The organism is Streptomyces sp. S.PNR 29 (assembly GCF_030386795.1).
Classification (GTDB): Bacteria; Actinomycetota; Actinomycetes; order Streptomycetales; family Streptomycetaceae; genus Streptomyces.
Genome location: NZ_JANUQM010000017.1, coordinates 161,324 through 186,766, shown reverse-complemented (window position 1 = coordinate 186,766; position 25,443 = coordinate 161,324). Strand labels below are relative to the sequence as shown.

25 protein-coding genes and 1 pseudogene are annotated in these 25,443 nt (G+C 71.9%); 16 read left to right on the top strand and 10 right to left on the bottom strand.

The window, feature by feature from the left end; genetic code table 11:
* Nucleotides 1-86: 86 nt before the first annotated feature.
* Nucleotides 87-731 carry a TetR/AcrR family transcriptional regulator gene (locus tag NW895_RS36010; protein WP_289941082.1) on the bottom strand — a complete coding sequence of 215 codons (645 nt, stop codon included), beginning with the start codon at nt 729-731 and terminating at the stop codon, nt 87-89.
* 129 nt (nt 732-860) lie between these two features.
* Here NW895_RS36010 and NW895_RS36005 point away from each other — a divergent pair, with 129 nt between their 5' ends.
* The gene (locus NW895_RS36005) at nt 861-2,483 is read left to right on the top strand and encodes an MFS transporter (RefSeq protein ID WP_289941081.1); all 1,623 of its coding nucleotides are present in this window, start codon (nt 861-863) and stop codon (nt 2,481-2,483) included.
* A gap of 278 nt (nt 2,484-2,761) precedes the next feature.
* On the opposite strand, the gene NW895_RS36000 is transcribed toward NW895_RS36005, so the two are convergent.
* Nucleotides 2,762-3,397, bottom strand: coding sequence for a TetR/AcrR family transcriptional regulator (locus NW895_RS36000; RefSeq protein WP_289941080.1), 636 nt, complete (start codon nt 3,395-3,397; stop codon nt 2,762-2,764).
* Between the two features lie 134 nt (nt 3,398-3,531).
* On the opposite strand from NW895_RS36000, the gene NW895_RS35995 reads away from it, so the two are divergent.
* The 4 genes from NW895_RS35995 to NW895_RS35980 are packed head-to-tail and all read left to right on the top strand — an operon-like array spanning nt 3,532 to nt 9,231.
* Nucleotides 3,532-4,656, top strand: a complete 1,125-nt coding sequence (locus tag NW895_RS35995) for a VOC family protein (RefSeq protein WP_289941079.1) — start codon at nt 3,532-3,534, stop codon at nt 4,654-4,656.
* Nucleotides 4,653-5,612: a fumarylacetoacetate hydrolase family protein gene (locus NW895_RS35990; protein ID WP_289941078.1), complete on the top strand. Its 960-nt coding sequence runs from the start codon at nt 4,653-4,655 to the stop codon at nt 5,610-5,612. The genes NW895_RS35995 and NW895_RS35990 overlap by 4 nt, the downstream gene beginning before the upstream one ends.
* Nucleotides 5,609-7,204, top strand: coding sequence for a bifunctional 3-(3-hydroxy-phenyl)propionate/3-hydroxycinnamic acid hydroxylase (locus NW895_RS35985; protein ID WP_289941077.1), 1,596 nt, complete (start codon nt 5,609-5,611; stop codon nt 7,202-7,204). Before NW895_RS35990 ends, NW895_RS35985 begins: the two co-directional genes overlap by 4 nt.
* Nucleotides 7,201-9,231, top strand: coding sequence for an acetoacetate--CoA ligase (locus NW895_RS35980; RefSeq protein WP_289941076.1), 2,031 nt, complete (start codon nt 7,201-7,203; stop codon nt 9,229-9,231). The genes NW895_RS35985 and NW895_RS35980 overlap by 4 nt, the downstream gene beginning before the upstream one ends.
* Here the strand turns inward: NW895_RS35980 and NW895_RS35975 are convergent.
* Both NW895_RS35975 and NW895_RS35970 read right to left on the bottom strand, forming a co-directional pair.
* Nucleotides 9,137-9,527: pseudogene (locus NW895_RS35975) on the bottom strand (class I SAM-dependent methyltransferase); the annotation flags it as partial. The gene NW895_RS35980 and the pseudogene NW895_RS35975 overlap by 95 nt on opposite strands.
* Before the next feature lie 101 nt (nt 9,528-9,628).
* On the bottom strand, nt 9,629-10,408 hold the full coding sequence (locus NW895_RS35970; RefSeq protein ID WP_289941075.1) for an SDR family oxidoreductase: 780 nt from the start codon (nt 10,406-10,408) through the stop codon (nt 9,629-9,631).
* A 307-nt stretch (nt 10,409-10,715) separates the two neighbouring features.
* Between NW895_RS35970 and NW895_RS35965 the strand changes: the two genes are divergently transcribed.
* Complete coding sequence (locus NW895_RS35965) at nt 10,716-11,351, top strand: PadR family transcriptional regulator (RefSeq protein WP_289941074.1); 636 nt, start codon at nt 10,716-10,718, stop codon at nt 11,349-11,351.
* A gap of 83 nt (nt 11,352-11,434) precedes the next feature.
* Here the strand turns inward: NW895_RS35965 and NW895_RS35960 are convergent, their stop codons facing one another.
* Nucleotides 11,435-11,863 carry an SRPBCC family protein gene (locus tag NW895_RS35960; RefSeq protein ID WP_289941073.1) on the bottom strand — a complete coding sequence of 143 codons (429 nt, stop codon included), beginning with the start codon at nt 11,861-11,863 and terminating at the stop codon, nt 11,435-11,437.
* A gap of 260 nt (nt 11,864-12,123) precedes the next feature.
* Here NW895_RS35960 and NW895_RS35955 point away from each other — a divergent pair, with 260 nt between their 5' ends.
* Nucleotides 12,124-12,663 (top strand): Clp protease N-terminal domain-containing protein, encoded by a 540-nt coding sequence (locus NW895_RS35955; RefSeq protein ID WP_289941072.1) that lies wholly within the window; start codon nt 12,124-12,126, stop codon nt 12,661-12,663.
* Nucleotides 12,664-12,741: 78 nt separating this feature from the next.
* Nucleotides 12,742-13,770, top strand: a complete 1,029-nt coding sequence (locus NW895_RS35950; RefSeq protein WP_289941120.1) for an EamA family transporter — start codon at nt 12,742-12,744, stop codon at nt 13,768-13,770.
* 82 nt (nt 13,771-13,852) lie between these two features.
* Here the strand turns inward: NW895_RS35950 and NW895_RS35945 are convergent, their stop codons facing one another.
* Together NW895_RS35945 and NW895_RS35940 are read right to left on the bottom strand one after the other, a co-directional pair.
* A complete protein-coding gene (locus tag NW895_RS35945; RefSeq protein ID WP_289941071.1) occupies nt 13,853-14,485 on the bottom strand; it encodes an FMN-binding negative transcriptional regulator in 633 nt (210 codons plus the stop codon).
* Complete coding sequence (locus tag NW895_RS35940) at nt 14,485-15,171, bottom strand: pyridoxamine 5'-phosphate oxidase family protein (RefSeq protein ID WP_289941070.1); 687 nt, start codon at nt 15,169-15,171, stop codon at nt 14,485-14,487. Before NW895_RS35940 ends, NW895_RS35945 begins: the two co-directional genes overlap by 1 nt.
* Nucleotides 15,172-15,206: 35 nt before the next feature.
* Here NW895_RS35940 and NW895_RS35935 point away from each other — a divergent pair, with 35 nt between their 5' ends.
* Complete coding sequence (locus NW895_RS35935) at nt 15,207-16,538, top strand: aminotransferase class I/II-fold pyridoxal phosphate-dependent enzyme (RefSeq protein WP_289941069.1); 1,332 nt, start codon at nt 15,207-15,209, stop codon at nt 16,536-16,538.
* A gap of 188 nt (nt 16,539-16,726) precedes the next feature.
* On the opposite strand, the gene NW895_RS35930 is transcribed toward NW895_RS35935, so the two are convergent.
* Nucleotides 16,727-17,737 carry a DMT family transporter gene (locus tag NW895_RS35930; protein WP_289941068.1) on the bottom strand — a complete coding sequence of 337 codons (1,011 nt, stop codon included), beginning with the start codon at nt 17,735-17,737 and terminating at the stop codon, nt 16,727-16,729.
* Between the two features lie 74 nt (nt 17,738-17,811).
* Between NW895_RS35930 and NW895_RS35925 the strand changes: the two genes are divergently transcribed.
* Complete coding sequence (locus tag NW895_RS35925; RefSeq protein WP_289941067.1) at nt 17,812-18,732, top strand: LysR family transcriptional regulator; 921 nt, start codon at nt 17,812-17,814, stop codon at nt 18,730-18,732.
* Here NW895_RS35925 and NW895_RS35920 read toward each other — a convergent pair.
* Nucleotides 18,719-19,186, bottom strand: coding sequence for a pyridoxamine 5'-phosphate oxidase family protein (locus NW895_RS35920; RefSeq protein WP_289941066.1), 468 nt, complete (start codon nt 19,184-19,186; stop codon nt 18,719-18,721). The genes NW895_RS35925 and NW895_RS35920 overlap by 14 nt on opposite strands.
* Before the next feature lie 138 nt (nt 19,187-19,324).
* On the opposite strand from NW895_RS35920, the gene NW895_RS35915 reads away from it, so the two are divergent.
* Nucleotides 19,325-19,975, top strand: coding sequence for a cysteine hydrolase (locus NW895_RS35915; protein ID WP_289941065.1), 651 nt, complete (start codon nt 19,325-19,327; stop codon nt 19,973-19,975).
* Nucleotides 19,976-19,978: 3 nt separating this feature from the next.
* Here NW895_RS35915 and NW895_RS35910 read toward each other — a convergent pair whose 3' ends face one another.
* Nucleotides 19,979-20,482 (bottom strand): Rieske (2Fe-2S) protein, encoded by a 504-nt coding sequence (locus NW895_RS35910; protein WP_289941064.1) that lies wholly within the window; start codon nt 20,480-20,482, stop codon nt 19,979-19,981.
* A 213-nt stretch (nt 20,483-20,695) separates the two neighbouring features.
* Between NW895_RS35910 and NW895_RS35905 the strand changes: the two genes are divergently transcribed.
* The 5 genes from NW895_RS35905 to NW895_RS35885 all read left to right on the top strand — a co-directional run bounded on the left by NW895_RS35905 (nt 20,696) and on the right by NW895_RS35885 (nt 25,381).
* Nucleotides 20,696-21,460, top strand: coding sequence for a HipA family kinase (locus NW895_RS35905; protein WP_289941063.1), 765 nt, complete (start codon nt 20,696-20,698; stop codon nt 21,458-21,460).
* The gene (locus tag NW895_RS35900) at nt 21,457-21,873 is read left to right on the top strand and encodes a DUF3037 domain-containing protein (RefSeq protein ID WP_289941062.1); all 417 of its coding nucleotides are present in this window, start codon (nt 21,457-21,459) and stop codon (nt 21,871-21,873) included. The genes NW895_RS35905 and NW895_RS35900 overlap by 4 nt, the downstream gene beginning before the upstream one ends.
* Nucleotides 21,874-22,048: 175 nt before the next feature.
* Nucleotides 22,049-22,810: a 3-oxoacyl-ACP reductase FabG gene (gene fabG / locus NW895_RS35895; protein ID WP_289941061.1), complete on the top strand. Its 762-nt coding sequence runs from the start codon at nt 22,049-22,051 to the stop codon at nt 22,808-22,810.
* Nucleotides 22,811-22,822: 12 nt separating this feature from the next.
* Nucleotides 22,823-23,581: an SDR family oxidoreductase gene (locus NW895_RS35890; protein ID WP_289941060.1), complete on the top strand. Its 759-nt coding sequence runs from the start codon at nt 22,823-22,825 to the stop codon at nt 23,579-23,581.
* Nucleotides 23,582-23,794: 213 nt separating this feature from the next.
* Nucleotides 23,795-25,381 (top strand): ABC transporter substrate-binding protein, encoded by a 1,587-nt coding sequence (locus tag NW895_RS35885; protein WP_289941059.1) that lies wholly within the window; start codon nt 23,795-23,797, stop codon nt 25,379-25,381.
* The last annotated feature ends 62 nt before the right edge of the window (nt 25,382-25,443 follow it).

The window sequence follows — 25,443 nt, the reverse complement described above, 5'->3', positions numbered from 1 at the left end:
CCGGCGGATGCTCGCGGATCTTGTTGAGCACATGCTCGCGCCGACCTGTCCGGGGCTGTGCCCCCGGAGATCTCCAGGTCCCCCCTTCAACGCGGCGGTCGCGTCCCGCCCGTGCCGCGCACGCGATGCACCGTTGCGGCCGCTGCGTCGCTCGTGACGCCCGCGGCGATCAACGCCGCGGTGGCGGCGCCCGTGCCGTCGTCGGCCCACTTCCCGGAGTTGACGCTGTCCAGGAGAGCCAGCAGGTGGGCTTCGAGCGCCCTGCTGAGCGGGCCGGCCGGAACGTGGGTGTGGAAGACGCCCTGCCGCCGGCCGAGGCGGAGGATCGCGGCGACCGTGTCGCGGGCGGGGGCGAGGAGTTCGCTCACCCGGTCGGGGCCGAGGTCCTGGTGGGCGAGGCCGAGCAGCGTGCGATAGCGGTCGCCGACCGGCCACAGGGTGAGGACGAAACGGGCCAGCGCGGTCGCGGCGTCGGGGGTCGGCGTACCGGCGACGGCGACTGCCAGTCGTACGGCTTCCGCCGCGTCCGCGGCGAGTCCCTCGACGAGCGCGGCCCGGCCGGCGAAGTGCGTGTAGACGGTGCGCCGCGCGACACCGGCGGCCCCGGCGATGTCGGCGAGGCTGCTGTCGGGGTCGCGGCCCAGTTCCCGCCTGGCCGCTTCCAGGATGCGGGCGCGCGTGATGCGCGTCGTACGGCGCTGTGGTCGGTGCGGCGCTGGTCGGCTGGTCACATCGGGTACCTCGGAGCGTCGGGAGGAGAGGGCCACCGAGATGTTTGCACATCGATGGGCAGGAAACTAGTCTGCACATCGATGAGCAATTAACGTGCCTTCTGGTCCCTCGTCCCCTGGGAGCCTCCTATGCCCTTCCTTGTCACCACACCCGTCGAGAAGATGACCGGCCCGTACGCGCGGCGCTGGTGGGCGCTGCTCGTGCTGTGCCTGAGCCTGCTGATCGTGGTCATGGCGAACACATCGCTGATCGTGGCCGCGCCCGACATGACCAAGGACCTGGGTCTGAGCAGCAGCGACCTTCAGTGGGTCATCGACGGCTACACCGTTCCGTATGCCGCGCTGATGCTGGTCCTGGGCTCGATCGGCGACAAGTACAGCCGTCGTGGCGCGCTGATCACCGGACTGCTGGTCTTCGCGTGCGGTTCGGTGATGGGCAGCCTGGTCGACCGGACGGAACTGGTCATCGCCGCCCGGGCGATCATGGGCGTCGGTGCGGCCGTGGTCATGCCGGCGACGCTCTCCCTGCTGGTCGCGATCTTTCCCAAGCGTGAGCGGGCCCGCGCCATCACGGCCTGGACCGCCACCTCAGGTCTGGCCATCGCCGTCGGTCCGCTGGTCGCCGGTTATCTGCTGGAGGATCACGCCTGGGGCTCGACCTTCCTGATCAACGTGCCCATCGCGGTCGTCGCCGTCATCGGCGCGCTCGTCCTCGTGCCGCCGTCCCGGGCGCAGGGTATGGGCCGGATCGACTACGTGGGCGGCCTGCTGTCCATCGTGTCCGTCGGCAGCCTGGTCTACGCGACCATCGAGGGCCCGCACTTCGGCTGGGGCACCGGCCCGATCACCGCCGCCGTGGTGGCCGGCGTGGGACTGCTGGCCTTCGTGGCCTGGGAACTGCGCCACCCCCGCCCCATGCTGGACGTGCGCAGGTTCAGGCAGCGCCCGTTCAGCGGCTCCATGATCGCGGTGCTGTTCTTCTTCTTCGGGACCTTCGGCGCGATCTATTACTCCACGCAGTTCCTGCAGTTCGTCCTCGGTTACGGCGCCCTGGAGACCGGCGTACGGCTGCTGCCGCTGGCCGGGGCCGTGTTCGCCGGCGCCGCGGTGACCGGGCGCCTGACCCCCAAGCTCGGCATGAAGCCGATGGTGACCGCCGGCATGGCCATCGGCACTGCGGGCGTCTTCCTGCTCACGCAGATCGACAAGGGCTCGGTCTACCCGGACTTCCTGCCCTCGATGCTGCTGCTCGGCTTCGCGGTCGGCCTGAGCGTGTCCCCGGCGACGGACACCATCATGGACTCCTTCCCCGAGGCCGAGCTGGGCGTCGGTGGCGGCGCCAACGACACCGCGCTGGAGCTCGGCGGCTCCCTCGGTATCGCGATCCTCGGCTCGCTGCTGGGGACGGCCTACCGCGACGAGCTGACGGATCTGGTCGGCGGCCGGCTCCCGGCTGCCGCGCTGGACACCGCCAAGGACTCGGTGGGCGGCGGCCTGGCGGTCGCGGAGCAGATCGCGCAGAACCCCGCCGCCGGACCGCAGCAGGCGCAGGCCGTCGTGGACGCCGTCCACCAGGCCTTCGCCCACGGCGTCGCCCAGACCAGCCTGGTCGGCGGGATCATCATGGCCGCCGGCACGATGATCGTCCTCGCCGTCCTGCCCGGCCGCAAGGCGGCTGCACGGCACCAGGCGCCGCAGCAGCCGACGGAGGCCTCCGACGAGCGCGTGGAGGAGTACAGCGAATCCCGCTGATTCCTGTTCTTCGGATCGGCGGGCCGTGAGGGGTGGTGCGTTTCGGCCGAGCCGGGGGCGCCGGGGCCCCGCGCGAGGTTGTTCGAGCGTGCAGCCGCACGGCGGGGGAGGCTGTGACATCAGCCGCCCCGCTCGCCTGCACTCGGGCGGGGGCGCCCCCATCCGCGACGGGCGACGTGATGGTGGTCCCGCCCTGTCCTGCCCGAAGAGCGGGGGCGTGCCAAGTACCGCGACGCCGGGATGATCCGGACGACAGGGCCTGGTGCTCCTCGGCCTCGTCAGCCGAGGTCGGGCAGGGGGCGCCGGGCCACCTCGCGGGCCTCGTCCGGGGGGACGCCCAGCATGCGCAGGACCATCTCGGCCAGGTTCGCCGCCGCCTCGTCGCCGTCGAGTTCGGGGCGGGCGAACCGCAGTTCCAGCAGGCACAGCAGGGAGCCGCCCAGCGCGGCCAGGGCGACGGTCGGGTCGACGGGGGAGAAGCGGCCCGAGGTGATGCCGCGGTCCAGGTCGCGCAGGGCACGGGGAGCGAGGCCCCGGGGGGAGTGCAGGTGGCCGAGGCCACGGTGGCGCAGGACCTGCATCAGCTCGGGGTGGGAGTCGGCCATCCGGACGCTGAGCCGGAAGCCCCCCGCGACCAGCTCGGCGGGGTCGTCGACGTCGCGCAGCCGTTCGTCGAATGCCTGCCCGAACTCCTCCAGGGCGTCCACCACCGCCGCGTCGAACAGCTCCGCCTTCGACTCGAAGTGGTTGTAGAAGGAGCCGAATCCCACGTCCGCGCGCTCCGCGATCGCCTGGATGCTCGCGCTCGTCTCCCCGGTCTCGGCGAGGATCTGCCGGGCCGCGCGGACCAGCGCCTGACGGGTCTCGGCGCGGCGCCGCTCGAAGCGGTTGCTGGGCGGAGCTGACGTAGGCATGCCGGAAGTCTAGCCGGGGGACGATCGCGACCGCAGTTCTGATGAATCCATCACTTCTCGTCGGTGAGCTATTGACGACGAGATTGTCAAAGTTGATGATTTCCTCATTACAGCGATGTTGCTTGGAGGACGCCATGTCCAAGACGGCCCACCAGGACCTCCACAGTGAGCGGGGCGCCCTGCGCGGCGAGCACCCCGGGCGCTCCCGGAACCCCGTGATCAAGGTGGCCGACCTGGCCTGGCTGGAGTTCGAGAAGCCCGACCTGGACCGGGCGGAGGTCTTCGCCCGCGACTTCGGCTTCGCGATCGCCGCCCGTACCGAGCGCGAGCTGTGGCTGCGGGGCACGTTCGCCGGCTCGCCCTGCATGGTGATCCGCAAGGGGCGTACGTCCCGCTTCATCGGCCCGGCGTTCCGTGCGGCCGAGCGGGCCGACCTGGACCGGCTGGCCCGCGCCACCGGCACCGCCGTACGAGCCGCAGAGGAGGCGGCCGCCCCCGGCGGCCGCACGGTCGACCTGCTCGACCCTTCGGGCTTCCCCGTCCGGGTGGTGCACTGCGCCGAGGAACTGCCCGCGCTGCCCGGACAGCTGCCGCTCACCCTCAACTTCGGCACGCGGCCCGCCCGTGTCGACGTCACACAGCGCCCGCCCCGCGAGCCGTCCCGGATCCAGCGCCTGGGGCATGTGGTGCTGGAGACACGGGTGTTCGCCCGTGCGCTGGACTGGTACCTGGAGACGCTCGGCATGATCGTCAGCGACTTCCTGTTCCTCGACGGGCAGCGCGAGCGCGGGCCGACGATGGCCTTCCTCCGCTGCGACCGGGGCAGCCTGGCCGTCGACCACCACACCCTGGCCATGCACTTGGGCCCCGGCACGGGATACGTCCACTCCGCCTACCAGGTCACCGACCTGGACGCGATCGCCGCCGGCGGCGAGTACCTGGCCGAACGCGGCTACCGGCGCAGCTGGGGCATCGGCCGGCACATCCAGGGCAGCCAGCTCTTCGACTACTGGCGCGACCCCGACCACTTCATGCTGGAGCACTACGCCGACGGCGACCTGTTCTCCTGCGACGTCGAGCCCGGCTGGGCGCCCATGTCGGCGAGCGGGCTCGCCCAGTGGGGACCGCCGGTCACCCGTGACTTCCTCGGTGCCTCCCCCTCGCCCGCCAGAGTCCGCGAGGTCCTCCAGGCCCTGCGCGGCGACAACGAACTCGACCCGGCGCGTCTGCTGGGCCTGCTGAAAGCGATGAACTCATGAGCACCAACGTCCTGCGCACCGCCGACGGCTGGTGGGCCGTCATCGGCGACCGTGCCGTCCCCGTCGCCACCAAGGCCGCCACCACCGCCGAACTGCTGGCCGACCGCGCCGCCGTACGTGAGGCCGCCGCGAGCGGCGAGGCGGGCACGCCCGTCGCCGGCCTGACAGCACTGTCCCCGGTGACCACCCCCTGCCGGGTGGTCGCGCAGATGGTCAACTACCGAAGCCACGCCCGCGATTCGGGCTTCACCGGCGACATCCCGCCCGCCTTCTTCCGCAAGGCCTCCGGCTCGGTCAGCGGCCCCCGCGAGGCCGTCGTCCGGCCCTCCCACGTGCGGTTCCTGGACTACGAGGTCGAACTCGGCCTGGTCATGGGGGCACCCCTGCCCGTCGGCACCGTCGTCACCGAGCAGGACCTGCCCTCCTACGTCGCCGGGCTCGTCATCACCAACGACGTCAGCGCCCGCGACGTCCAGCTGACCAAGACGCAGTTCTACGAGAGCAAGTCGTACCCGACCTTCACACCCACCGGGCCCCACCTGGCCCTGCTGGAGCCGGAGGACTTCGCCCATCTCCCCGACCTGCGGCTGAGGTTGTCGGTCAACGGCGAGCTGCGCCAGGACCGGACGCTGGCCGACATGATCGTCCGTCCGGCCCGGGCGCTCACGCTGCTCGCCCGCTTCCAGACCCTCGACCCCGGCGACCTGCTGCTCACCGGTACCCCCGGCGGCACGGCCCTGAAGGCCCCGCCCAAGCCGGTCGAGAAGATCGGCGCACTGCTGCCGCCCGCGCTGAAGTGGAAGGCGTTCTTCAAGAGCCAGAACCGCAATCCGCACTACCTGCGCGAAGGCGACCTGATCACCGCCACGATCGCCACCCCGGACGGGCGGATCGACCTCGGCGAACAGCGCACGCCCGTGACCGACGGGAACCGAGCCGAGGTGAGTCGCACATGACCGCCGACCAGGCCGGACCACGGGACACCACGCCCGGGCCGGACCACATACCCGTGGTGATCGTCGGAGCCGGGCCCGTGGGCGTCACCGCCGCGCTCCTGCTCGCCCGGTACGGAGTGCGGACCGTGGTCCTCGAACGCCACCGGGACGTCTACCCCCTGCCGCGTGCCGTCGCCATGGACGACGAGGTACGCCGGATCCTCCAGGCCGCCGGCGTACACGAGGAGTTCGCATCCGTCGCCCGGCCCGGCAGGGGCCTTCGCCTGCTGGACGCCCGGCACCGGCTGATCGCCGAGTTCCAGCGGTCCCCGCACGGCCATCACGGCTTCCCGGAGACGAGCATGTTCGACCAGCCCGAGCTGGAGCGGCTGCTGCGCGCCGCTCTGGCCCGGCGCCCGGAGTGCGAGCTGCGGGGCGGAGTCGAGGTGACCTCCGTGGAGCAGGACGAGGCCGGGCCCGTCCACGTCACCTTCCGCGACGAGGACGGTCAGCACCGGCTCCGGGCGGACGCCGTCCTCGGCTGCGACGGCGCGGGCAGCCCGACCCGCGAGGCCGTCGGCGCCCGGTGGGAGGACCTGCGCTTCGAGGAACGCTGGACCGTCATCGACGTGACGACGAAAGCCCGGGTCCGCTGCTGGGAGGGCGTCGACCAGGTCTGCGACCCGCACCGTCCGGCGACCTTCATGCGCGTCGGAGAGGACCGCTACCGCTGGGAGTTCCGGCTGCGGGACGAGGAGGAGCTCGACCACGAGCGGCTGCGCGAACTGGTCGCGCCGTGGGTGGACACCTCGTACGCCGACGACTTCCGCGTCATCCGGCAGGCGCGGTACACCTTCCGCGCCCGTGTCGCCGACCGGTGGCGCCGCGGCCGGATCTTCCTGCTCGGCGACGCCGCCCATCTCACCCCGCCGTTCGTCGGGCAGGGGTTGTGTGCGGGCCTGCGGGACGCCCGCAACCTGACCTGGAAGCTGGCCCGGGTCCTCCGACAGGGCGCGGACGAGCGGCTGCTGGACACCTACGAGCACGAACGCAAGCCACACGCCCGCCGGCTGATCCGCCTCGCCGTCACCACCGGCTGGGCCATGACCGGCGGCCAGGACGGAGCCGCCGCGCTGCGCCGCACGGCCGTGGGCGCGCTCTGCCGCATCCCCGGCGTGACCTCCGCGGCCGCCCACGCCCTGAGACGCCCCCTGCCCGCAGGCCCGCTGGTACGCCGCACCCGTCTGCGCGGCCTGGCGGGCACCTTCTGCCCGCAGACCTGGGTGACCGCCGAGGGCGGGCGGACCCGCCTCGACGACATCCTCGGCGACTCCTTCGCCGTCCTGACCGCCGTCCCCCTCCCGCCCGCCCCGCGCGCCCTCACCGAGGGGCTCGGCGCCCGGGTCGTGGACGTGCTGGAGACCGGCGACGACGGCACCCTCGCCGCCTGGCTGCGCGCCGGCCGCGCGGACGCCGTCCTGCTGCGCCCCGACCGCGTCGTGGTCGACGTCCTCCCCTCGGGCGGCGACCACTTCACGGACACCGCCGCCTGGGCGCCCCTGCTGTGCACCTCCCGCCTTCCCGTCCCCTCGCCGAGGAGCGCCACGCGATGACCACGCCGTCAGCAGAACCCTGCTGGACCCCCGACCCGGACTCCGTCGCACGCAGCCGCATCGTCGACTTCGCCCGCTGGGCCGCCCGGCACCGGGGTGTGGAGACGGGCTCCGACTACGCGGCCCTGCACCGCTGGTCGGTGACCGACCTGGAAGGCTTCTGGGGAGCCGTCTGGGAGTACTTCGGCATCGAGGCGGCCACGCCGTACGAGCGGGTGCTGGCGGAGGAGAGGATGCCCGGCGCCCGCTGGTTCCCCGGCGCCGGACTCAACTACGCCCACCACGCCCTGCGCGCCTTGGCGTCCGACGGCCCGGCGATCGTCGCGCTGGACGAGACCGGCTCCGGCTACGAGGTGACCGGAGCCCGGCTGCGCGCTCAGGTCGCCTCGGTCGCCGCCACCCTGCGCGACCTGGGAGTGGGCACGGGAGACCGGGTCGTCGGGTACCTCCCCAACACCCCCCACGCCATCGTCGCCTTCCTCGCGGCGGCCAGCCTCGGGGCGGTCTGGTCGGTGTGCGGCCAGGACTACGCCCCCGAGGCCGCCGCCGCCCGCTTCGCCCAGCTCGAACCCACGGTCCTGATCGCGGCGGACGGGTACCTCTTCAACGGCACCACGCACGACCGCCGCGAGGCCGCCGTGGATCTGGCCCGTGCGCTGCCGACGCTGAAGGCCACGGTGCTGGTGGACCACGTCGGCCGGCCGTGGTCCGACGCGGACTTTCCCTCCTCTGCGCTGCCGTGGGAGGACGCGGCCACCCGCGCCGAGGAACTCGCCTGCACACCGGTACCGTTCGACCACCCCCTCTGGGTCGTCTTCTCCTCCGGCACCACCGGCCTGCCCAAGGGCATCGTGCACGGCCACGGCGGCGTCCTGCTGGAGCACCTCAAGACGCTCGGCCTCCAGTCCGACCTCGGGCCGGGCGACCGCCTCCTGTGGTACACCACGACCCACTGGATGATGTGGAACCTGGTCGTCTCCGCCCTGCTGACCGGCGCCACGACCTGCACCTACGACGGCAGCCCGGCGCCGCACGCCCAGCCGGACATCCTCTGGCAGCTGGCCGCCCGCCACCGCGTCACCCTCTTCGGCACCAGCCCCCAGTACCTGCTGGGCATGGCCAAGTTCGGCATCGATCCGTCCGTGCACGACCTGTCGTCGATCCGCGCCGTCGGCTGCACCGGCTCGGCCCTGCCCGCCTCCGCCCACCCCTGGGTCCGCGACCACGTCGGTGAGCGCGTCCAGCTCGTCTCCGTCAGCGGGGGCACGGACGTCGTCTCCGGCTTCGCGGGCGGCGCGCCCACCACGCCGGTCCGGGCGGGGGAGCTGTCCGCGCCCCACCTGGGCGTGGCGCTGGCCGCGTACGACGCCGAGGGCCTGCCGGTGGTGGACCAGGTCGGCGAGCTGGTCGTTACCCGGCCCATGCCGTCCATGCCGCTGTACTTCTGGAACGACCCCGACGGCAGCCGCTACCGCGAGGCGTACTTCTCGGTCTACCCGGGTGTGTGGCGGCACGGCGACTGGATCACGCTCACCTCGCACGGCTCGGTGATCGTGCACGGCCGCTCCGACTCCACTCTCAACCGCAACGGCGTGCGGCTGGGCAGCGCCGACATCCACGACGTCGTCGAACGGCTCCCGGAGGTCGCGGAGGCCCTGGTCATCGGCGCGGAGGAACCGGACGGCGGTTACTGGATGCCGCTCTTCGTGGTCCTCACGGCCGGGGCGGTCCTGGACGACACCCTCCGCGACAGGATCCTCGACGCCGTCCGCACCGGCGCCTCCCCCCGTCACGTCCCCGACGAGATCCTCGCCGTACCGGCCATCCCGCACACCCGCACCGGCAAGAAACTGGAGGTCCCCGTCAAACGCCTCCTCCAGGGCGCCCCCGCCGGGCAGGTCGTCGACCCGGCCGCCGTGGACGCCCCCGGCCTCATCGCCTACTACGCCCGCCTGGGCGCCGAACGCCGCGCCGTGCGGTCAGCACGGGCTGGTGGTAACCGGTGGAGTCCGGGGTGTGCCAGGTGATGTCGGTGAAGCCGGCTGCAGCCACGAAGTCGGTCAGCTGCCGGCGGTCAGCGCCCAGTAGGTGGTCCGGCGGTGCCGTACCGCCCAGGTGTGCGCTGCGGGGATGAGCTGGAAGTGCTCCAGGTCGTAGTGTTCGCCGTCCTCGTGCCAGTGCCACAGCTGAAAGGTGATCACTCTGCCGTCGGGGGCTTCCGAGACCTGGGGAGGTGTCGCTGTGGGGCGGGTCTGCCGGCCTCGTCGTAGGCCCGGACCGTGATCATCAGCAGCCCGTCATCGCGGAGCACCCGTCGTCCCAGTCCGGGAAGATCAGGTGGTAGTCGGAGGCCAGATCGTCGTAGAAGTCCCTCGCTGAGGCTGCGGACATGCGCCCCACGGTAGCGGCTGGGCTTGTTCGGCCTCAGTGGACGGAGAATCCGCCGTCGACGAAGATCGCCTGCCCGGTGACATAGCCGGAGGCGCGGCCGGCCAGGAAGACAGCGGCTCCGGCGAAGTCCTCGGGCACGCCGTTGCGCCCGGCCATCGTGCGCGCGGCGAGCGCCGCGACCCTCTCCGGATCGGACGACAACCGGGCGTTGAGCGGGGTCATGACGAAGCCCGGCACCAGCGTGTTGCAGGTGACGCCGTGGGGCGACCACGCCTCGGCCTGTGAGCGGGCCAGCGACTCCAGTGCCCCCTTGGACACTCCGTAGGCGCCGCTCTGGACGAACGCCCGGTGTGCCTGCTGGGAGGTGATGTGGATGATCCGCCCGAAGCCCCGCTCGGCCATGCCGGGCCCGAACCGCCGGCCCAGCAGGTAGGGCGCCTCCAGGTTCACCGCCATCGTGGCGTCCCACACGTCCTCGTCCAACTCGCCCATCGGCGGCCGCAGGTTGATCCCGGCGCTGTTGACGAGGATGTCGGGCTCGCCGAACGCCTCGGCTGCCTGCTCGGCCGCCGCGCGCACCCCGTCGCGGGTGCTCAGATCGGCGCTCACCCAGGCCGCCCGGCAGCCGTCCGCCGTCAGTTCGTCGACCGTGGCGGCCAGCTCCGACTCCCTGCGCGCCACGAGCACCACGCTCGCCCCCGCCCGCGCCAGAGCCCCGGCAATGGCCCGGCCGATGCCGGAACTGCCGCCCGTGACGACGGCGACCTGGCCGTCCAGTGAGAACAGTTGGGCGAGGTAACTCTGCGAGGTCATGCCCGCACCCTAGACGTCGCGTCCACGGCGACAGCTTCCGGGGCGGCACGGACAGCAAGCGACGACGCGTGAGCTGACGGGTTGCGCCGACTCGCCCGAGCGTCGGTAGCTGGTGGCTGTCAGGGCTCTTCACCTACGCCTCCAGCCGGGCACCCGCCTCTCGTGCAGCCACTCCAACGAACACCCGTGGCAGGAGCTGTTCGCCACCCTCTCGTGTCGAGGGCGAAGGAAGACCCTTGTCATTCGAACACTCCCGATATATCGTTGAGGTATCGCGACTGATCAACGATGGAATGGAGTGATGGTGATGCGCACCCACGGTTTCGAGCGTGAGCATGGACAGGGCGGCCCCTTCCGGCACGGCCGGGGCGGCTTCGACGGGCGGCGTGCGGCCTTCGGTCCCTTCGGGCCGGGCGGCCCCGGCGGCCCCGGCGGCCCCGGCTTCGGTCCGGGTTTCGGTCCGGGCCCCTGGGGTGGGCGAGGGCGCGGCGGACCGAGGGGCAGGGCGCGGCGCGGTGACGTACGCGCGTCGATCCTGGCCCTGCTGAAGGACCGGCCCATGCACGGCTACGAGATGATCCAGGAGATCGCCGAGCGCAGTGGCGGGGCGTGGAAGCCCAGCCCCGGCTCGGTGTACCCCACGCTCCAGCTGCTGGAGGACGAGGGGCTGATCGCCAGTGAGACCGAGGGCGGCAAGAAGCTGTTCTCGCTCACCGAGGCGGGCCGCGCCGCGGCCGGCGAAGGTCCCGAGGCGCCCTGGGAAGAGGCCTCGCGCGGGGTCGACTGGGAGGCTCTGAACGACATCCGGCAGGCCGGTTTCGGCCTGATGGAGGCCTTCGGGCAGGTCTGGAAGACCGGCAGCAAGGAGCAGCGCGAGAAGGCGCTCGGCGTCATCAACGAAGCGCGCAAGAAGCTGTACCTGATCCTCGCCGACGAGGACTGACAGCGTGCAATGCCGACGGCCTCACCGCCGTCGGCCCGGCGCCCCGCGGAGTGATCCGCGGGGCGCCTCGTCGCATGCGGCCGTCAGGTCACCAGGCCGTCCAGCCTGCGCAGCGACTCGTTCAGGGCCGCCGTCGCCGAGTCCTTGAGCTTGCCCGCCATCAACGACACCGCGGCGCCGGTGAACTCGCCGTCGATGCGGACCGCCGTGGCGTCGCCGTCGGGGGTCAGCGTGTAGCGCGTGGCGACGGTCACGGCCATCGGGCCCTTGCCGCGGACGGCCAGCAGCCGGCCCGGCTCCAGGTCCTCGACGGTCCACTCGACCTCCGCCGGGAAGCCCATGAGCTTCATGTTCTCCTGAAAGGTCCCGCCCACCGCGAGGGGGTCGGGACCGCCCCGGGGGAAGCTGGTGTGGGTCGCGTTCCACTCCCCGTACGAGGACCAGTCCGTCAGCCGCGCCCAGACCTTCTCCGCGGGTGCCTGGATGCGTGCCTCCGCGCTGACTTCGGCCATGCGACCACCTCTCCGTGTCGTCCCGGGTGTCGCGGAACGTAGCCGCAGGGCCTCCAACATTCAATACTGATGAACTGTCAGACAGCGATGCCGGACGGTGCCGTCAACGCCGCAAGGCGGCGCGCCCCTGCGGCGGAGAAACGACGGGATCTCATCCGTAAGGAGGAGATCCCGGCCGGCGACGTCCACTCTGCGTGGGACGCGAAAATGGTTCCGGTCGAGGATGACCCGAGCGCCGCGGGACTGATGGGGTAGGGGACGTGCAACCCCGTATCCCCCGGCAGTCGGCCCGCGAGCAGGACGGCCGCCGACCGGACAGCTTCGACTGTGACGCCCGGTTCAGCGACGAGCTGGCATCGGTGGTCTCCGGTGCCCGCCGCCGGGCGGTGCGGGACGGGGACCGGCAGATCGACACGGCCCATCTGCTGCACTCCCTCCTGGAGTGCGACCCCGAGGTGCGCGCCCTGTTCGACGACGAGCCGCAGACCGCCCGGCTGCTCGGCTACCTCGTGCAGCGCAGCATCGGCTACGGCCTGCGCTGGCAGGGAACCGTCGAGGACTCCGGCGCCGTACCCGTGGTGACGGCGGCAGCGGGCTTCTCGCCGCTGGCCGCGGCCGCGATGGAGTACGCCTGCGCCCGCGCCGCACGACGCGGCGATGGCCGGGCAGGCGGCATCGACCTGCTCGCGGCCGTCGTCGCGGACCCGCAGGCGCGGGCCGTCGAGGTGCTCACCCGCGCCGGCGTCGACCCGCTCGTGGTGTACAGGCGGATCGAGGAACGCCTGGGGAGGACCGTCTGACAAGACGGCCGGGGCGACCGGTCCCGGGCCGGTGAGACAGGTGCTTCAGGGATGACGCTCATGTCATCCCCTGGCATCATGTGCCGGGTGCGCACACATGCCAGCAGTCACGGAGGTCACCGCAAGAGTGTCGGGCTCGGTCTGGCGCTCGTGTCCGCGGTCGCCTTCGGAGGATCCGGTGTCGCGGCCAAGCCGCTGATCGTGGCGGGCCTCGACCCCCTCCAGGTGGTGTGGCTGCGCGTGACGGGCGCGGCCCTGGTGATGCTGCCCCTGGCCGTGCGCCACCGCGCCCTGCTGCGCCGCCGCCCAGGGCTGCTCGCCGGGTTCGGGCTGCTCGCCGTGGCCGGTGTGCAGGCCTGTTACTTCGCCGCGATCTCTCGTATGCCCGTCGGCGTGGCCCTGCTCGTCGAGTACCTGGGTCCCGCTCTCGTCCTCGGCTGGGTGCGGTTCGTGCAGCGGAGGCCGGTGACGCGCGCCGCCGCGCTCGGCGTGGTCCTCGCGGTCGGCGGACTCGCCTGTGTCGTCGAGGTCTGGTCGGGCCTGAGCTTCGACGCCCTCGGGCTGCTGCTCGCGCTCGGCGCCGCCTGCTGCCAGGCCGCCTACTTCATCCTGTCCGGCCAGGGCGGCGACGACGGCGACAGGGCGCCCGACCCGCTCGGCGTCATCGCGTACGGCCTGCTCGTGGGCGCCGCCGTGCTCACCGTCGTGGCCCGCCCCTGGGCCATGCACTGGTCCGTGCTCGCGGGCACCGCCGACCTGAACGGCACGCCCGTGGCGGCTGCCCTGCTGCTGGCCTGGATCGTGCTCCTCGCCACGGTCCTCGCCTACGTCACCGGCGTGTTGTCCGTGCGGCGGCTCTCGCCGCAGGTCGCCGGTGTCGTGGCGTGCCTCGAAGCGGTGATCGCGACCGTGCTGGCCTGGGTGCTGCTCGGCGAGCACCTCTCGGCGCCGCAGATCATCGGTGGCGTGGTGGTCCTGGCGGGCGCCTTCGTCGCACAGTCGCCGGCGCCCTCGAAGGCGTCCGCGCGGCCGGTGGCGAGCGGCGGCCCGGAAAGGGAGCTGCCGGCCCGGGGGACGGCCACCCAGGGTGTCGATTTCCCGCTGTGACGGTTCCTGCCGTGACGGTTTCCCGCTGTGGCGGTGTGGGGCCCCTCCACCGGCGTTCCACGCGGTCGGGCAGAACCCCGGATCACGCTTCGCGGCGGCGCAGCAGGTGCTCGCTCGCCGCCGCGTCCCGCGGACCGCGCCGGCCGGCCAGACCCGCCACGATCCGGTCCTTGACCTCGTCCGGCCGGTGACCGGCGTACTTGAACTTCGCCCGTACGTCCGTCACTTCGAGCCGCAGTCCGCGGATCCCGGACAACAGCCGCCCGTACGGTGCCTCGCCCACCGCCGCCCGCGCGGAGCCGCCCTCCGGCTGGAAGTGGCCCAGCTGGCGGTTGAGCAGCTCGGCCTTCTCGACGGGATCGTCCACGACATGGGCCCGGCAGCGGAGCTGGACCGCCGCGTAGAAGCTGGTCGGGGTGCCGTGCTCGGACGGGGTGCCCGGCGGGGCCTGCCAGGGGCCGGGTATGTACACATAGTCGTCGACCACGCTCAGCAGGACGTCCGGGTTCGCCTCCAGCGCGGGCCACAGCGGGTTGGGGCGCGCGAGATGGGTCACGGCCTCGCCGCGCTCGGCGTCGTAGGCGAAGTGCAGGGGCTGGACCTGTGGTGGCTCGCCCGGCAGACCGTTGACGGCGAGCTGCCCGAAGTCGTGGACGGCCAGCCACCGCTGCCACTCGGCGTCCTCACGTGGCGCGTCCCACGGGTGGACCAGCATCACAGCACCGTCAGGTAGTCCGGAAGCCCGGTCCCGGGGGCCAGGCCCGGGTCGGCGACCGGAGGCTCGTAACCCTTGCGCAGCGGGACGAGGCCTGCCCAGTGGGGGAGGGAGAGGTCCTCGGGCTCGTCGTTCACCCCGCCCGTGCGGACCTTGGCGGAGACCTCGTTCAGATCGAGGCGGATCACGGCGGTGGCGGCCAGTTCCTTCTTGTCGGCCGGACGGGAGTCGGCGGCGCGGCCCGGTACGACCTGGTCGACCAGCGCGTCCAGGGCCTGGCGCTTCTCCTCGGGGTCCGTCACGTCGTGGGCGATCCCGTGCACCACCACGGACCGGTAGTTGATCGAGTGGTGGAAGGCCGAGCGGGCCAGCACCAGCGCGTCGACGTGCGTGACCGTCAGGCAGACGGCGAGGCCCGGGTCGGCCAGGCCCGCCATCCGCAGCGGGCGCGAGCCCGTCGAGCCGTGCACGTAGAGGCGCTCGCCGACCCGGCCGTACAGCGTGGGCAGCACGACCGGCGCGCCGTCGCGGACGAAGCCGAGGTGGCAGACGTAGCCCTCGTCGAGTATCGCGTGCACCAGGTCCTTGTCGTACGAGGCCCGGCCGGGGGAGCGCGTGGGGACGGTGCGGTCGGTCGGCGGGTAGGCCGTGGTGGGCTGCGACGGCGTCTGATCGGTCCGCTGCATGGCGCTCTCCATTGCACTAGTGCATAATAAGTTTTGTGCTAGGAGAGTATCCGATCAAAGGGCGTGGCGCAGCAGACATTGCCGCGAGCATCGAGCGCGCGGTGGGCGCCGGGGAGCTGGAGCCGGGCCAACTGCTGCCACCGATGCGCGAGTTGGCCGAGCGACTCGGGGTGAATCCCAACACCGTCGCGGCCGCGTATCGCACCCTGCGGGAGCGCGGGGTCATCGAGACAGCCGGACGGCGGGGGAGCCGGGTGCGTGCCACACCGGCCACCACGGGACGCGAGTTCATCCGGGTGGAGGTGCCGGAGGGCGTGCGGGACGTGTCCAGCGGCAACCCCGACCCGGCGCTGCTGCCGTCGCTGGCCGGGGTGTTCGCCGCGGCCGCCGAGCAGGGCGACCGGGAGCCGGTGCTCTACGGGGACGCCCCGGTGGAGCCGGAGCTGGCGCGACTCGCGCGGGCCGAGCTGGACGCCGACGGGGTGCCGGAGGGGCCTGTGGCCGTCACCTCCGGGTCGCTGGACGCCATGGAGCGGGTGCTCGCCGCCCACCTCAGACCCGGGGACGCCGTCGCCGTCGAGGATCCGGGATGGGGCAGCCTGCTCGACCTGGTCCCGGCGCTCGGGCTGCGCACGATTCCGGTCGGTGTCGACGACGAAGGGCCGCTCCCGGAGGACGTGCGCCGCGCTCTGGCCGGCGGTGCGCGCGCCCTGATCGTCACCGACCGGGCGCAGAACCCGACAGGTGCCGCGCTGAGCGCCACGCGCGCGCGTGCCCTGCGGTCGGTGCTCGCGGAGCACCTGGAGATCCTGCTGATCGAGGACGACCACGGCCACCGGATCGTCGACCTGCCCCTGCACCCCCTCGCGGGCCGCACCCACAGCTGGGCCTTCGTCCGCTCCGCCGCCAAGGCCTACGGCCCCGACCTGCGGCTCGCCGTGCTCACCGCAGACCCGGTCACCCTCGACCGGGTGCGGGGACGGCAGCGGCTGGGGCCCGGCTGGGTCAGCCGGATCACCCAACGGGCGGTGGCGCGGCTCTGGGCCGACGGGGCGGTGGACACGCGGGAGGTGGCGGCGGCGTACGGGCGGCGCCGGAACGCGCTGATCGGCGCGCTCGCGAAGCGCGGGATCACGGCGCACGGGCGCAGCGGCATGAACGTGTGGATCTCCGTCCCGGACGAGACCGGTGCCGTCGCGCGGCTGTTGCAGGCCGGGTGGGCGGTGGCACCGGGCGCCCGCTTCCGCATGAGCGCACCACCCGGCATCAGGATCACCGTCTCGACCCTGGGGGAGGACGAGGCGGGTCCGCTGGCGGAGGCCGTTGCCTCCGTGCTGGGGGCCGGCGGGCTGCGGAGCTACGTCTAGGGCCTGTTGCGACGGCCCTGCCTGCCCTGCGACGCCTGGCAGTTCCCCACGACGCCGCGTGGCGCGCCCTTCGGGCGGACGACGGGACTTTCACAGCAAACCCCGGTGCGCGCCCCCATGCCCCGGACCGCGCGGCTCGGCTGCAAGGCGCTGTTGCCTCGCAGCCGGCCTGATCCAGAAGCTCCCCTCTAACGCGTCGCCTCCAGGCGGCCCCGTCCCCGGCTGTCGCTCACGGTCCCCGTCGGAGTGTTCCGCCTGTCACCGGCAGCGTCACCGGTCGCCCTGGGCTTTGCCTGCGTCAGGGCCGCCCCCGCCAGGACGATCAGCGCGCCCACCGGCGTCGACCAGGTCAGCGACTCGCCGAGGATCGCGACGCCGGCGGCCGTGGCGATGACCGGGATGAAGTACGTGACCATCTGGGCCGTCGTCGGGCCGACCTCGGCGACCAGGCCGTACTGGATGAGGACGGCGATTCCGGTCCCCAGCGCACCGAGCGCCGCGATCGCCAGGAGGGGCAGGACGGGGAAGCTGGTCGGCAGCGTGGTGAACAGCGGGGTCACCACGGCCAGTTGGAGCGTGGCCAGGAGCAACTGGGCCCCGGTCAGGGACAGGTGGGACTGGCTGGAGCCGGCCAGCGTGCGGCGGACGTAGATCCAGCCGATCGGGTAGCTGAGCGAGGCCAGCAGGGCCATCGCCGTGCCCCTGGCGTCCAGGCCGGTGAAGCCCTGCCAGGCGCCGAGCACCGTCAGGACGCCGAGGAAGCCGACGCCCAGACCGGCGACCCTGAGCCGCGTCGGCCGGTCCTCGGAGAGGGCCACCAGGGACAGGGCCATGCCCCACAGCGGTGAGGTCGCGTTGCAGATGCCGGCGAGCGTGGACGGGATCGTCAGCTCCGCGAAGGCGAACAGCGAGAACGGCAGTGCGTTGAGCAGGAACCCGGCGACGGCCAGATGCCCCCACGTCCGCGCGCCGCGCGGCAACCGCTCCCGCTTCATCGCCATCGCCACCGCGAGCACCGCCGTACCGAACACCAGGCGTCCGAGCGTGACCTGGAAGGGGGCGTAGCCGTCGGTGCCCACCTTGATGAGCAGAAAGCTGAATCCCCAGACGAGTGAGAGGGCGGCGAAGCGCAGACGCCAGTCGAGGGCGGGGCGGGACGTGGTGCGGGCAGGGGTTCGGGAGGTGGTGAGGCTGCTCATGGGGAAACCATGACGCACCGCGACCTCGTAGCACAATCGAGATTTCACGCCCGGTATCTCGTAGCATTGCTTACATGTTGAACCTGGAGCGCCTGCGCACCCTCGACGCCCTCGCCCGGCACGGATCGGTCAGCGGCGCCGCCGAGGGGCTGCACATCACGACGTCGGCCGTGTCGCAGCAGATGTCCAAGCTGGAGCGGGAAGTCGGGCAGCAGCTCCTTGCCAAGAACGGGCGGGGCGTGCGGCTCACGGACGCCGGCCGGCTGCTCGCCGAGCACGCGGCGCGCATCCTGTCGCAGGTCGAGCTCGCCCAGTCCGACCTGGAGGCACAGCGCGGACAGGTGGCCGGCGAGCTCAGGCTGTCGGCGTTCCCGACCGCCGCGCGCGGGCTGTTCCCCACCGCGCTCGCCACCCTGCGCGCGCGGCATCCGGCGTTGCGGGTGCGGTCCAGCGAGCTGGAGCCGGAGCGGGGCATCGCCGGCGTGGTGCGCGGCGACCTCGACCTGGCCGTCGTGCTCGACTGGTACAACAAGCCGATGTCGCTGCCCGACGGCCTGGTCAAGGCGCCGATCCTGGACGATCCGGCCGACGTGGCGATGCCCGCCGGGCACCGGCTCGCCGGCCGTGACGAGGTGGACCTCGCCGAGTTCGCCGAGGACGAGTGGATCACCTGGGCCGAGGGCGAGTTCTGCCACGAGTGGCTGATGTTCACCCTGCGCTCGAAGGGCATCGAGCCCGTCATCGGTCACCGCGCCGCCGAGACCCACACCCAGCTCGGTCTGGTCGCCGCCGGGCTCGGTGTGTGCGTCGCCCCCCTGCTGGGCCGCCATCCGATGCCCGCCGGGGTCGTCACCGTCCCGCTCAGGCAGCGGGTGCGGCGCCATGTCTTCGTCGTCTGGCGCGCGGACGCCGACCGCCGCCCGTCGATCCGGGCGGCGGTGGAGTCCCTCCAGGCGGCGGGGGAGAAGCTCGGCGGACCGGCTACCGCGAACTGAGTTTCCGGAAGTCCCAGGAGACGACCTTCTCGGGCGTCAGCCGTATCCACGCGTGCCGGCCGTCGTGCGGCATCTCCTCCATGCGGAAGTTCTTGCGGGCGAACAGCATCTCCGGGACGTCGAGTTCGGCGCGCAGCTCGCCGGTGCGGGGCACCTCGCCCACGAACTCGGCGGTCCCGGACAGCTCGACCCCCCGCAGCTCGTCGTACTCCTCGCCGGTGTCGACCACGATCGCCACCCTCGGATCACGGCTCAGGTCGGCCCAGCGCTTGCTGCGCACGACCGAGTACAGCCATATCGAGGTGCCGTCCCAGGCGAACCAGAGCGTACTCACATGCGGGGCGCCGTTCGCCGACACGGTGGCGACCCGGCAGGTGCGCTGGTAGGTGAGAAACTCGTCCAGCTCACCCGGAGTCATCATGATCTTGCGGCCACGGCGCTGAGTGACGGTCATGCGGCCCCCTCTTTCTCTCACGTCGTGCCAGAGGAGAGATCCTCTGACATCACGTCAGAAAAGAATGGGTCGTCTTCCGCCCCCACGCAATGGCCGCTACGCTCGCCCGCCCCACACCACCGGCGACCGGGAGGCCCAGTGCCGTCGTTCGAGCAGCTCGGAGCCCTCCTCGACCCGGCCACCACGGTCCTGCTGACAGTCGAGTGCCAGCAGGGTGTCGTCGGACCGGGCAGCGCACTGCCCGAACTGGCGGACCAGGCCCGCTCCTCGGGCGCGCTCGCCAACGTCGCCCGGCTGGTGGCCGCCGCCCACGCGAGCGGGGTCCAGGTGATCCACGCGATCGCCGAGCGCCGCCCGGACGGCCGGGGCGCGAGCCGCAACGCCCGCCTGTTCCGCGCCGCCGAACGGCTGCCCGTCCAGCAGCTGACCGGCAGCACGGCCGTCCGTGTGGCGCCCCCGATCGAGGTCGCCGAGGAGGACCTCGTGGTACGACGGCTGCACGGGCTCTCGCCCCTCCAGGGCACCGACGTCGACGCGCTGCTGCGCAACCTCGGCTGCCGCACGCTGATCGTCACCGGCGTCTCCGCCAACGTGGCGATCCCCAACGCGGTGTTCGACGCAGTGAACCGCGGCTACACCGCCGTCGTGCCGAGGGATGCCATCGCGGGGGTGCCGTCCGACTACACCCCCGCGATGATCCACAACACCCTCGCACTGGTCGCCACGGTCGCGACCACGGACGAGGTGCTGGCCTGCTTCAGACGGCCCCGGCGGGCGGGACGCGTCTGACCCTCATGCGAGGGTGATCGAGTCCCCGCTCACGCTGATGTTCACGGCGGGCAGCGGCTTGGTCGCCGGACCGCTCTTCACGCTGCCGTCGGTGATGGAGAAGTTGCTGTTGTGGCAGGGACAGTTGATGACGCCGTTGGCGATGCTCTTCACGGCGCAGCCCTGGTGGGTGCAGGTGGCCGAGAAGGCCTTGAACTCGCCCGCGGTCGGCTGTGTGACCACGATCTTCTGGTCCGCGAAGACCTTCCCGCCGCCCTCGGGGATGTCGGCGGTCGAGGCGAGCGCGGTACCGCCTCCGGCGCTGTCGCCGCCGCTCGAAGGGCTGCTGCTCGCCCCGCTGGTGTCCTGGGCGGCGCCGGACGAACCCGAGGAGGCGGAGGAGCTCGACGAGTCGTCCTCGGAGCCTCCGCACGCGGTCAGCGCGACGGCGAGCCCCGCCGCTCCGGCCGCCGCCACGACGGTACGGCGGGCCGGTCCTGCTGCGGGCTGATGCGATGCGCTGCTCATGCTGACGTTCCTTCCGCGGTGCTTACATGATCTGCTTGCGTGATCTGAGGAGAGTTACGGACCGTGCGTCACGGCTGTTCAAGGATGTCGAAATCCTGAGGGGTTCGGGGTGAGGACCGGATTAAACGGAGTTATCGATTCCCTGTCACCCTGTCCGACGGTCAGACGGGCCGCCTCGCGCGTCCCTCGCGGACTCCCCATTAACCTGGGGCGATGCTCAAGGAAGTCTTCGCGACCCGCTACATCACTCCGCTGCGCGAGGGCGGCTCGCTGCCGGGACTCGTCGAGGTCGACGACCTTGGCACATACGTCCTGAAGTTCACCGGTGCGGGACAGGGCCGCAAGACGCTCGTCGCCGAGGTCGTCTGCGGAGAGCTCGCCCGCCGGCTGGGGTTCCGGGTGCCGCGACTGGTGGCGATCGACCTGGATCCGGTGCTCGGCCTCGGCGAACCCGATCCGCAGGTGCAGGAGCTGCTCAAGTCCAGCGGCGGCACCAACCTCGGGATGGACTTCCTCTCCGGAGCCATCGGCTTCGACCCCCTCGCCTTCGGGGTGAGCCGCGAGGAGGCCGGGCGGATCGTCTGGTTCGACGCGCTCGTGAACAACGTCGACCGGTCCTGGCGCAACCCCAACCTGCTGATGTGGCAGGGCGGGCTGTGGCTCATCGACCACGGCGCGACCATGATCTGGCACCACAACTGGCCGGGCGCGTCGAACTCCGCCGCCCGCCCGTACGACGCCTCCGACCACGCGCTGGCGCCCTTCGCGCCGGATGTCGCCTCGGCCGCCTCGCACCTCGCGCCCCTCGTCACCGAGGAACTCCTGGCCGAGGTCACCGCCGAGATCCCGGACGCGTGGCTCGCGGACGAACCCGGCTTCGACACACCGGACGACCTCCGGCGGGCCTACGCGCAGCCGCTGGTCGCGCGGGCCGCCCTCATCCATGAGCGCGTCACCGGCATCGAGGAGACCAAGTGAGCGAGCGCCACATCATCAAGGCGGGGCAGGGCGGCGGCCGGGACGTCTTCGAGTACGCCCTGCTGCGCGTCGTCCCCCGCGTGGAGCGCGGCGAGTGCGTCAACGCCGGCGTGCTCGTGTACTGCCGTGCCAAGGCGTTCGTCGCCGCGCGCACCCACCTCGACGAGACCAGGCTGCTGGCCCTCGACCCGAACGCGGACGTGGCCGGCGTACGGGCCGCGCTGCGTGGCGTCGAGGGTGTGTGCACCGGCGGTGCGGCGGCGGGGCAGGCCGCCCACGACGACGCCGGGCGGCGTTTCCGCTGGCTCGTCGCACCCCGCTCCACGGTGGTCCAGCCGGGGCCCGTGCACACCGGACTCACCACCGATCCGGCGGCCGAGGCGGAGCGGCTGCTGGAGCTGCTGGTGAAGTGACCCGTCCGGTCACGGATGGGGTCACGGACCGGGTAATGGATCACACGCGCCGGGTGGGCCGTTGACACGGGGTGCCAGGGCTTCTAGCGTCACGTCTGCTGAAGGTACTAAGCGGTCGCTCACCGCAGGGCGCCGCCCCGCACGAGCCGCATCCCGAGCGCGAGGAGAAGCAGCAATGTCCACCACTGAGCAGCGGGTCGCCGTAGTCACCGGCGCAGCGCGCGGCATCGGCGCCGCCACCGCCGTACGCCTGGCCGCCGAGGGCCGCGCGGTCGCCGTGATCGACCTCGACGAGGCGGCCTGCAAGGACACCGTGGAGAAGATCACCGCGGCGGGCGGCAAGGCGATCGCGGTCGGCTGCGACGTCTCGGACGAGGCGCAGGTCGAGGCGGCCGTCGCGCGCATCGCCGAGGAGCTCGGCGCGCCGACGATCCTCGTCAACAACGCGGGCGTGCTGCGCGACAACCTGCTGTTCAAGATGAGCGTCTCCGACTGGGACACCGTCATGAACGTGCATCTGCGCGGCGCCTTCCTGATGTCGAAGGCCTGCCAGAAGCACATGGTGAACGCCGGCTTCGGCCGCATCGTCAACCTGTCGTCGTCCTCCGCGCTCGGCAACCGCGGCCAGGTCAACTACTCGGCCGCCAAGGCCGGTCTGCAGGGCTTCACCAAGACCCTCGCCAAGGAGCTCGGCAAGTTCGGCATCACCGCCAACGCCGTCGCGCCCGGCTTCATCGCCACCGAGATGACCAAGGCCACCGCCGACCGTGTCGGCATGGGATTCGAGGACTTCAAGGCCGCCGCCGCGACCCAGATCCCGGTACAGCGCGTCGGCGAGCCGGAGGACATCGCCAACGCCATCGCCTTCTTCACGGGCGAGGCGGCCGGGTTCGTCTCCGGCCAGGTGCTGTACGTCGCCGGCGGACCGCTCGACTAGGGGGACGGCACCATGACCGCAGTGGAACTCTCCGGCAAGGTCGCCCTCGTCACGGGCGCCAGCCGCGGCATCGGTTACGGCGTCGCCGAGGCGCTGGTGGCGCGCGGGGACCGGGTGTGCATCACCGGCCGCAACGAGGAGGCCCTGAAGGAGGCCGTCGAGAAGCTCGGCGCCGACCGGGTCATCGGCGTCGCGGGCAAGGCCCACGACGAGGCCCACCAGGCCGCCGCCGTCGAGCGCACGATGGAGGCCTTCGGCCGCGTCGACTTCCTGGTCAACAACGCCGGTACCAACCCGGTGTTCGGGCCGATCGCGGACCTCGACCTGAACGTGGCGCGCAAGGTCTTCGAGACCAACGTGATCTCCGCGCTCGGCTTCGCCCAGCGGACCTGGCACGCCTGGCAGAAGGACAGCGGCGGCGCGATCGTCAACATCGCCTCCGTCGCGGGCGTCTCGGCCTCGCCGTTCATCGGCGCGTACGGGGTCAGCAAGGCCGCGATGATCAACCTGACCCTGCAGCTCGCGCACGAGTACGCGCCCAAGGTGCGGGTCAACGCGATCGCCCCGGCCGTCGTGAAGACCAAGTTCGCGCAGGCCCTGTACGAGGGCCGGGAGGCGGAGGCCGCCGCGGCCTACCCGCTGGGCCGGCTCGGCGTGCCCTCCGACATCGGCGGCGCCGCCGCGTTCCTCACCTCGGAGCAGTCCGACTGGATCACCGGCCAGACACTGGTCGTCGACGGCGGCATCTTCCTGAACGCCGGCGTGGGCTGATCCGCACGACCAGGAGGCACGGGCGCCGACGGAAACGCGCCCGTGCCGGCCTGACGAATCGGCTCGTTGCCGCCTCCGCGAGACGTGCACAGGCCGATGACAACGTCGTCACAGCCGAGTCGATCAAGAGGCGTGCTCCCTGGGAGGTCCGGCGGGCGGAACGCTGCGGTATGGTCTGCCGACCCTTGGTACGGCAGATCGAGGAGCGTGCGCGTGTTCAACCGGAACCGATGCCTGCGGAACGTGGCGGCCATCGCGTCCATATCGTCCCTGGTCACCGGGTGCGGCGTCCTGTCGTCGGACGCCTCCCAGGACGAGGGACCGATCGTCGTGGGCACGACCAGTGCCCCCAGCACGCTGGACCCTGCCGCCTCCTGGGACAGCTCCTGGGAGCTGTTCCGCAACGTCTACCAGACCTTGCTCAGCTATCCGAACGGGGCGACCACGCCGCAGCCGGACGCCGCCGAGAGCTGCGCCTTCACCGACAAGTCGAACCAGGTGTACCGCTGCGAGCTGCGCGACGGCCTGAGATTCTCCAACGGGAACACCCTCGACGCCCGGGCCGTGAAGTACTCGATCGACCGCATCAGGGACATCAACATCAACGGTGGTCCCGCCGGCCTGCTGGGCAGCCTCGACCGCGTCCAGGCGCCCAGCGAGCACGAGGTGGTCTTCCACCTGAACAAGCCCGACGCCACGTTCCCGTTCGTGCTCGCCACGCCCGCGATGTCGATCGTGGACCCCGACAGCTACCCGGCGAACTCCCTGCGCAAGAGCAGCGGCATCGTCGGCTCCGGGCCCTACACCCTCAAGTCGTACCAGGAGGGCAAGCAGGCCGAGCTGGTCGGCAACGACCGCTACAAGGGCTTCGCGAAGCGCGAGAACGACGCGGTGACCATCCGCTACTTCCAGGACTCGGGCACCATGGTCAAGGCGCTGCGGGACAAGCAGATCCAGGTGACCTACCGCGGTCTCGCCGCCGGCGACATCATCGACCTCCAGGGCAGGACGGCCAAGGAGCAGGACATCCAGCTGATCGAGGGCTCCGGCACCGACATCAACTACCTGGTGTTCAACCCGAAGGACCCGTGGGCGCAGAAGAAGGCCGTGCGCCGGGCCGTCGCGCAGGTCGTCGACCGGTCGGCGATCGCCCACAAGATCTACAAGGACACCGTCGACCCGCTGTACTCCATGGTCCCCAAGGGCCTCACCGGCCACACCACGGGCTTCTTCGACGACTACGGCGACCCCAGCGTCCCCAAGGCCCGCAAGATCCTCTCCGAGGCGGGCATCAGCGGGCCCGTCCCGCTCACCCTGTGGTACACGACCGACCGCTACGGCTCCGAGACCGCCCTGGAGTTCGCCGAGCTCAAGCGTCAGCTGGAGGACTCCGGCCTGTTCAAGGTCACTCTCAAGAGCCGCCCCTGGAAGACCTACGTCGAGGGCTACCAGAAGGGCGAATACCCGGTGTTCGGGCGCGGCTGGTTCCCCGACTTCCCGGATGCCGAGAACTTCATCGCGCCCTTCGTCGGCGAGCAGAACGCGCTCGGTACGCCGTATCCGGAACCCAGGATCACCGACGACCTGCTGCCCCGGTCGCGCGCCGAGAGCGACCGCGGGAACGTGGTGAAGGAGTTCGAGGAGGCCCAGCAGATCCTCGTGGAGGACGCGCGGCTGCTGCCGCTGTGGCAGGGCAAGCAGTACGCGGCCGCCAGCGAGGACATCTCGGGCGTGGAGCGGGCGCTGGACCCGGCGACGATCATGATGATGTGGGAGCTGCACAGGAAGACCAGCTGGTAGCCAGGACGGGTCGACGGCGTCGGCTTCCGGCCCGTGGGGTCCGTTGTCAGTGGTCGCCTGTA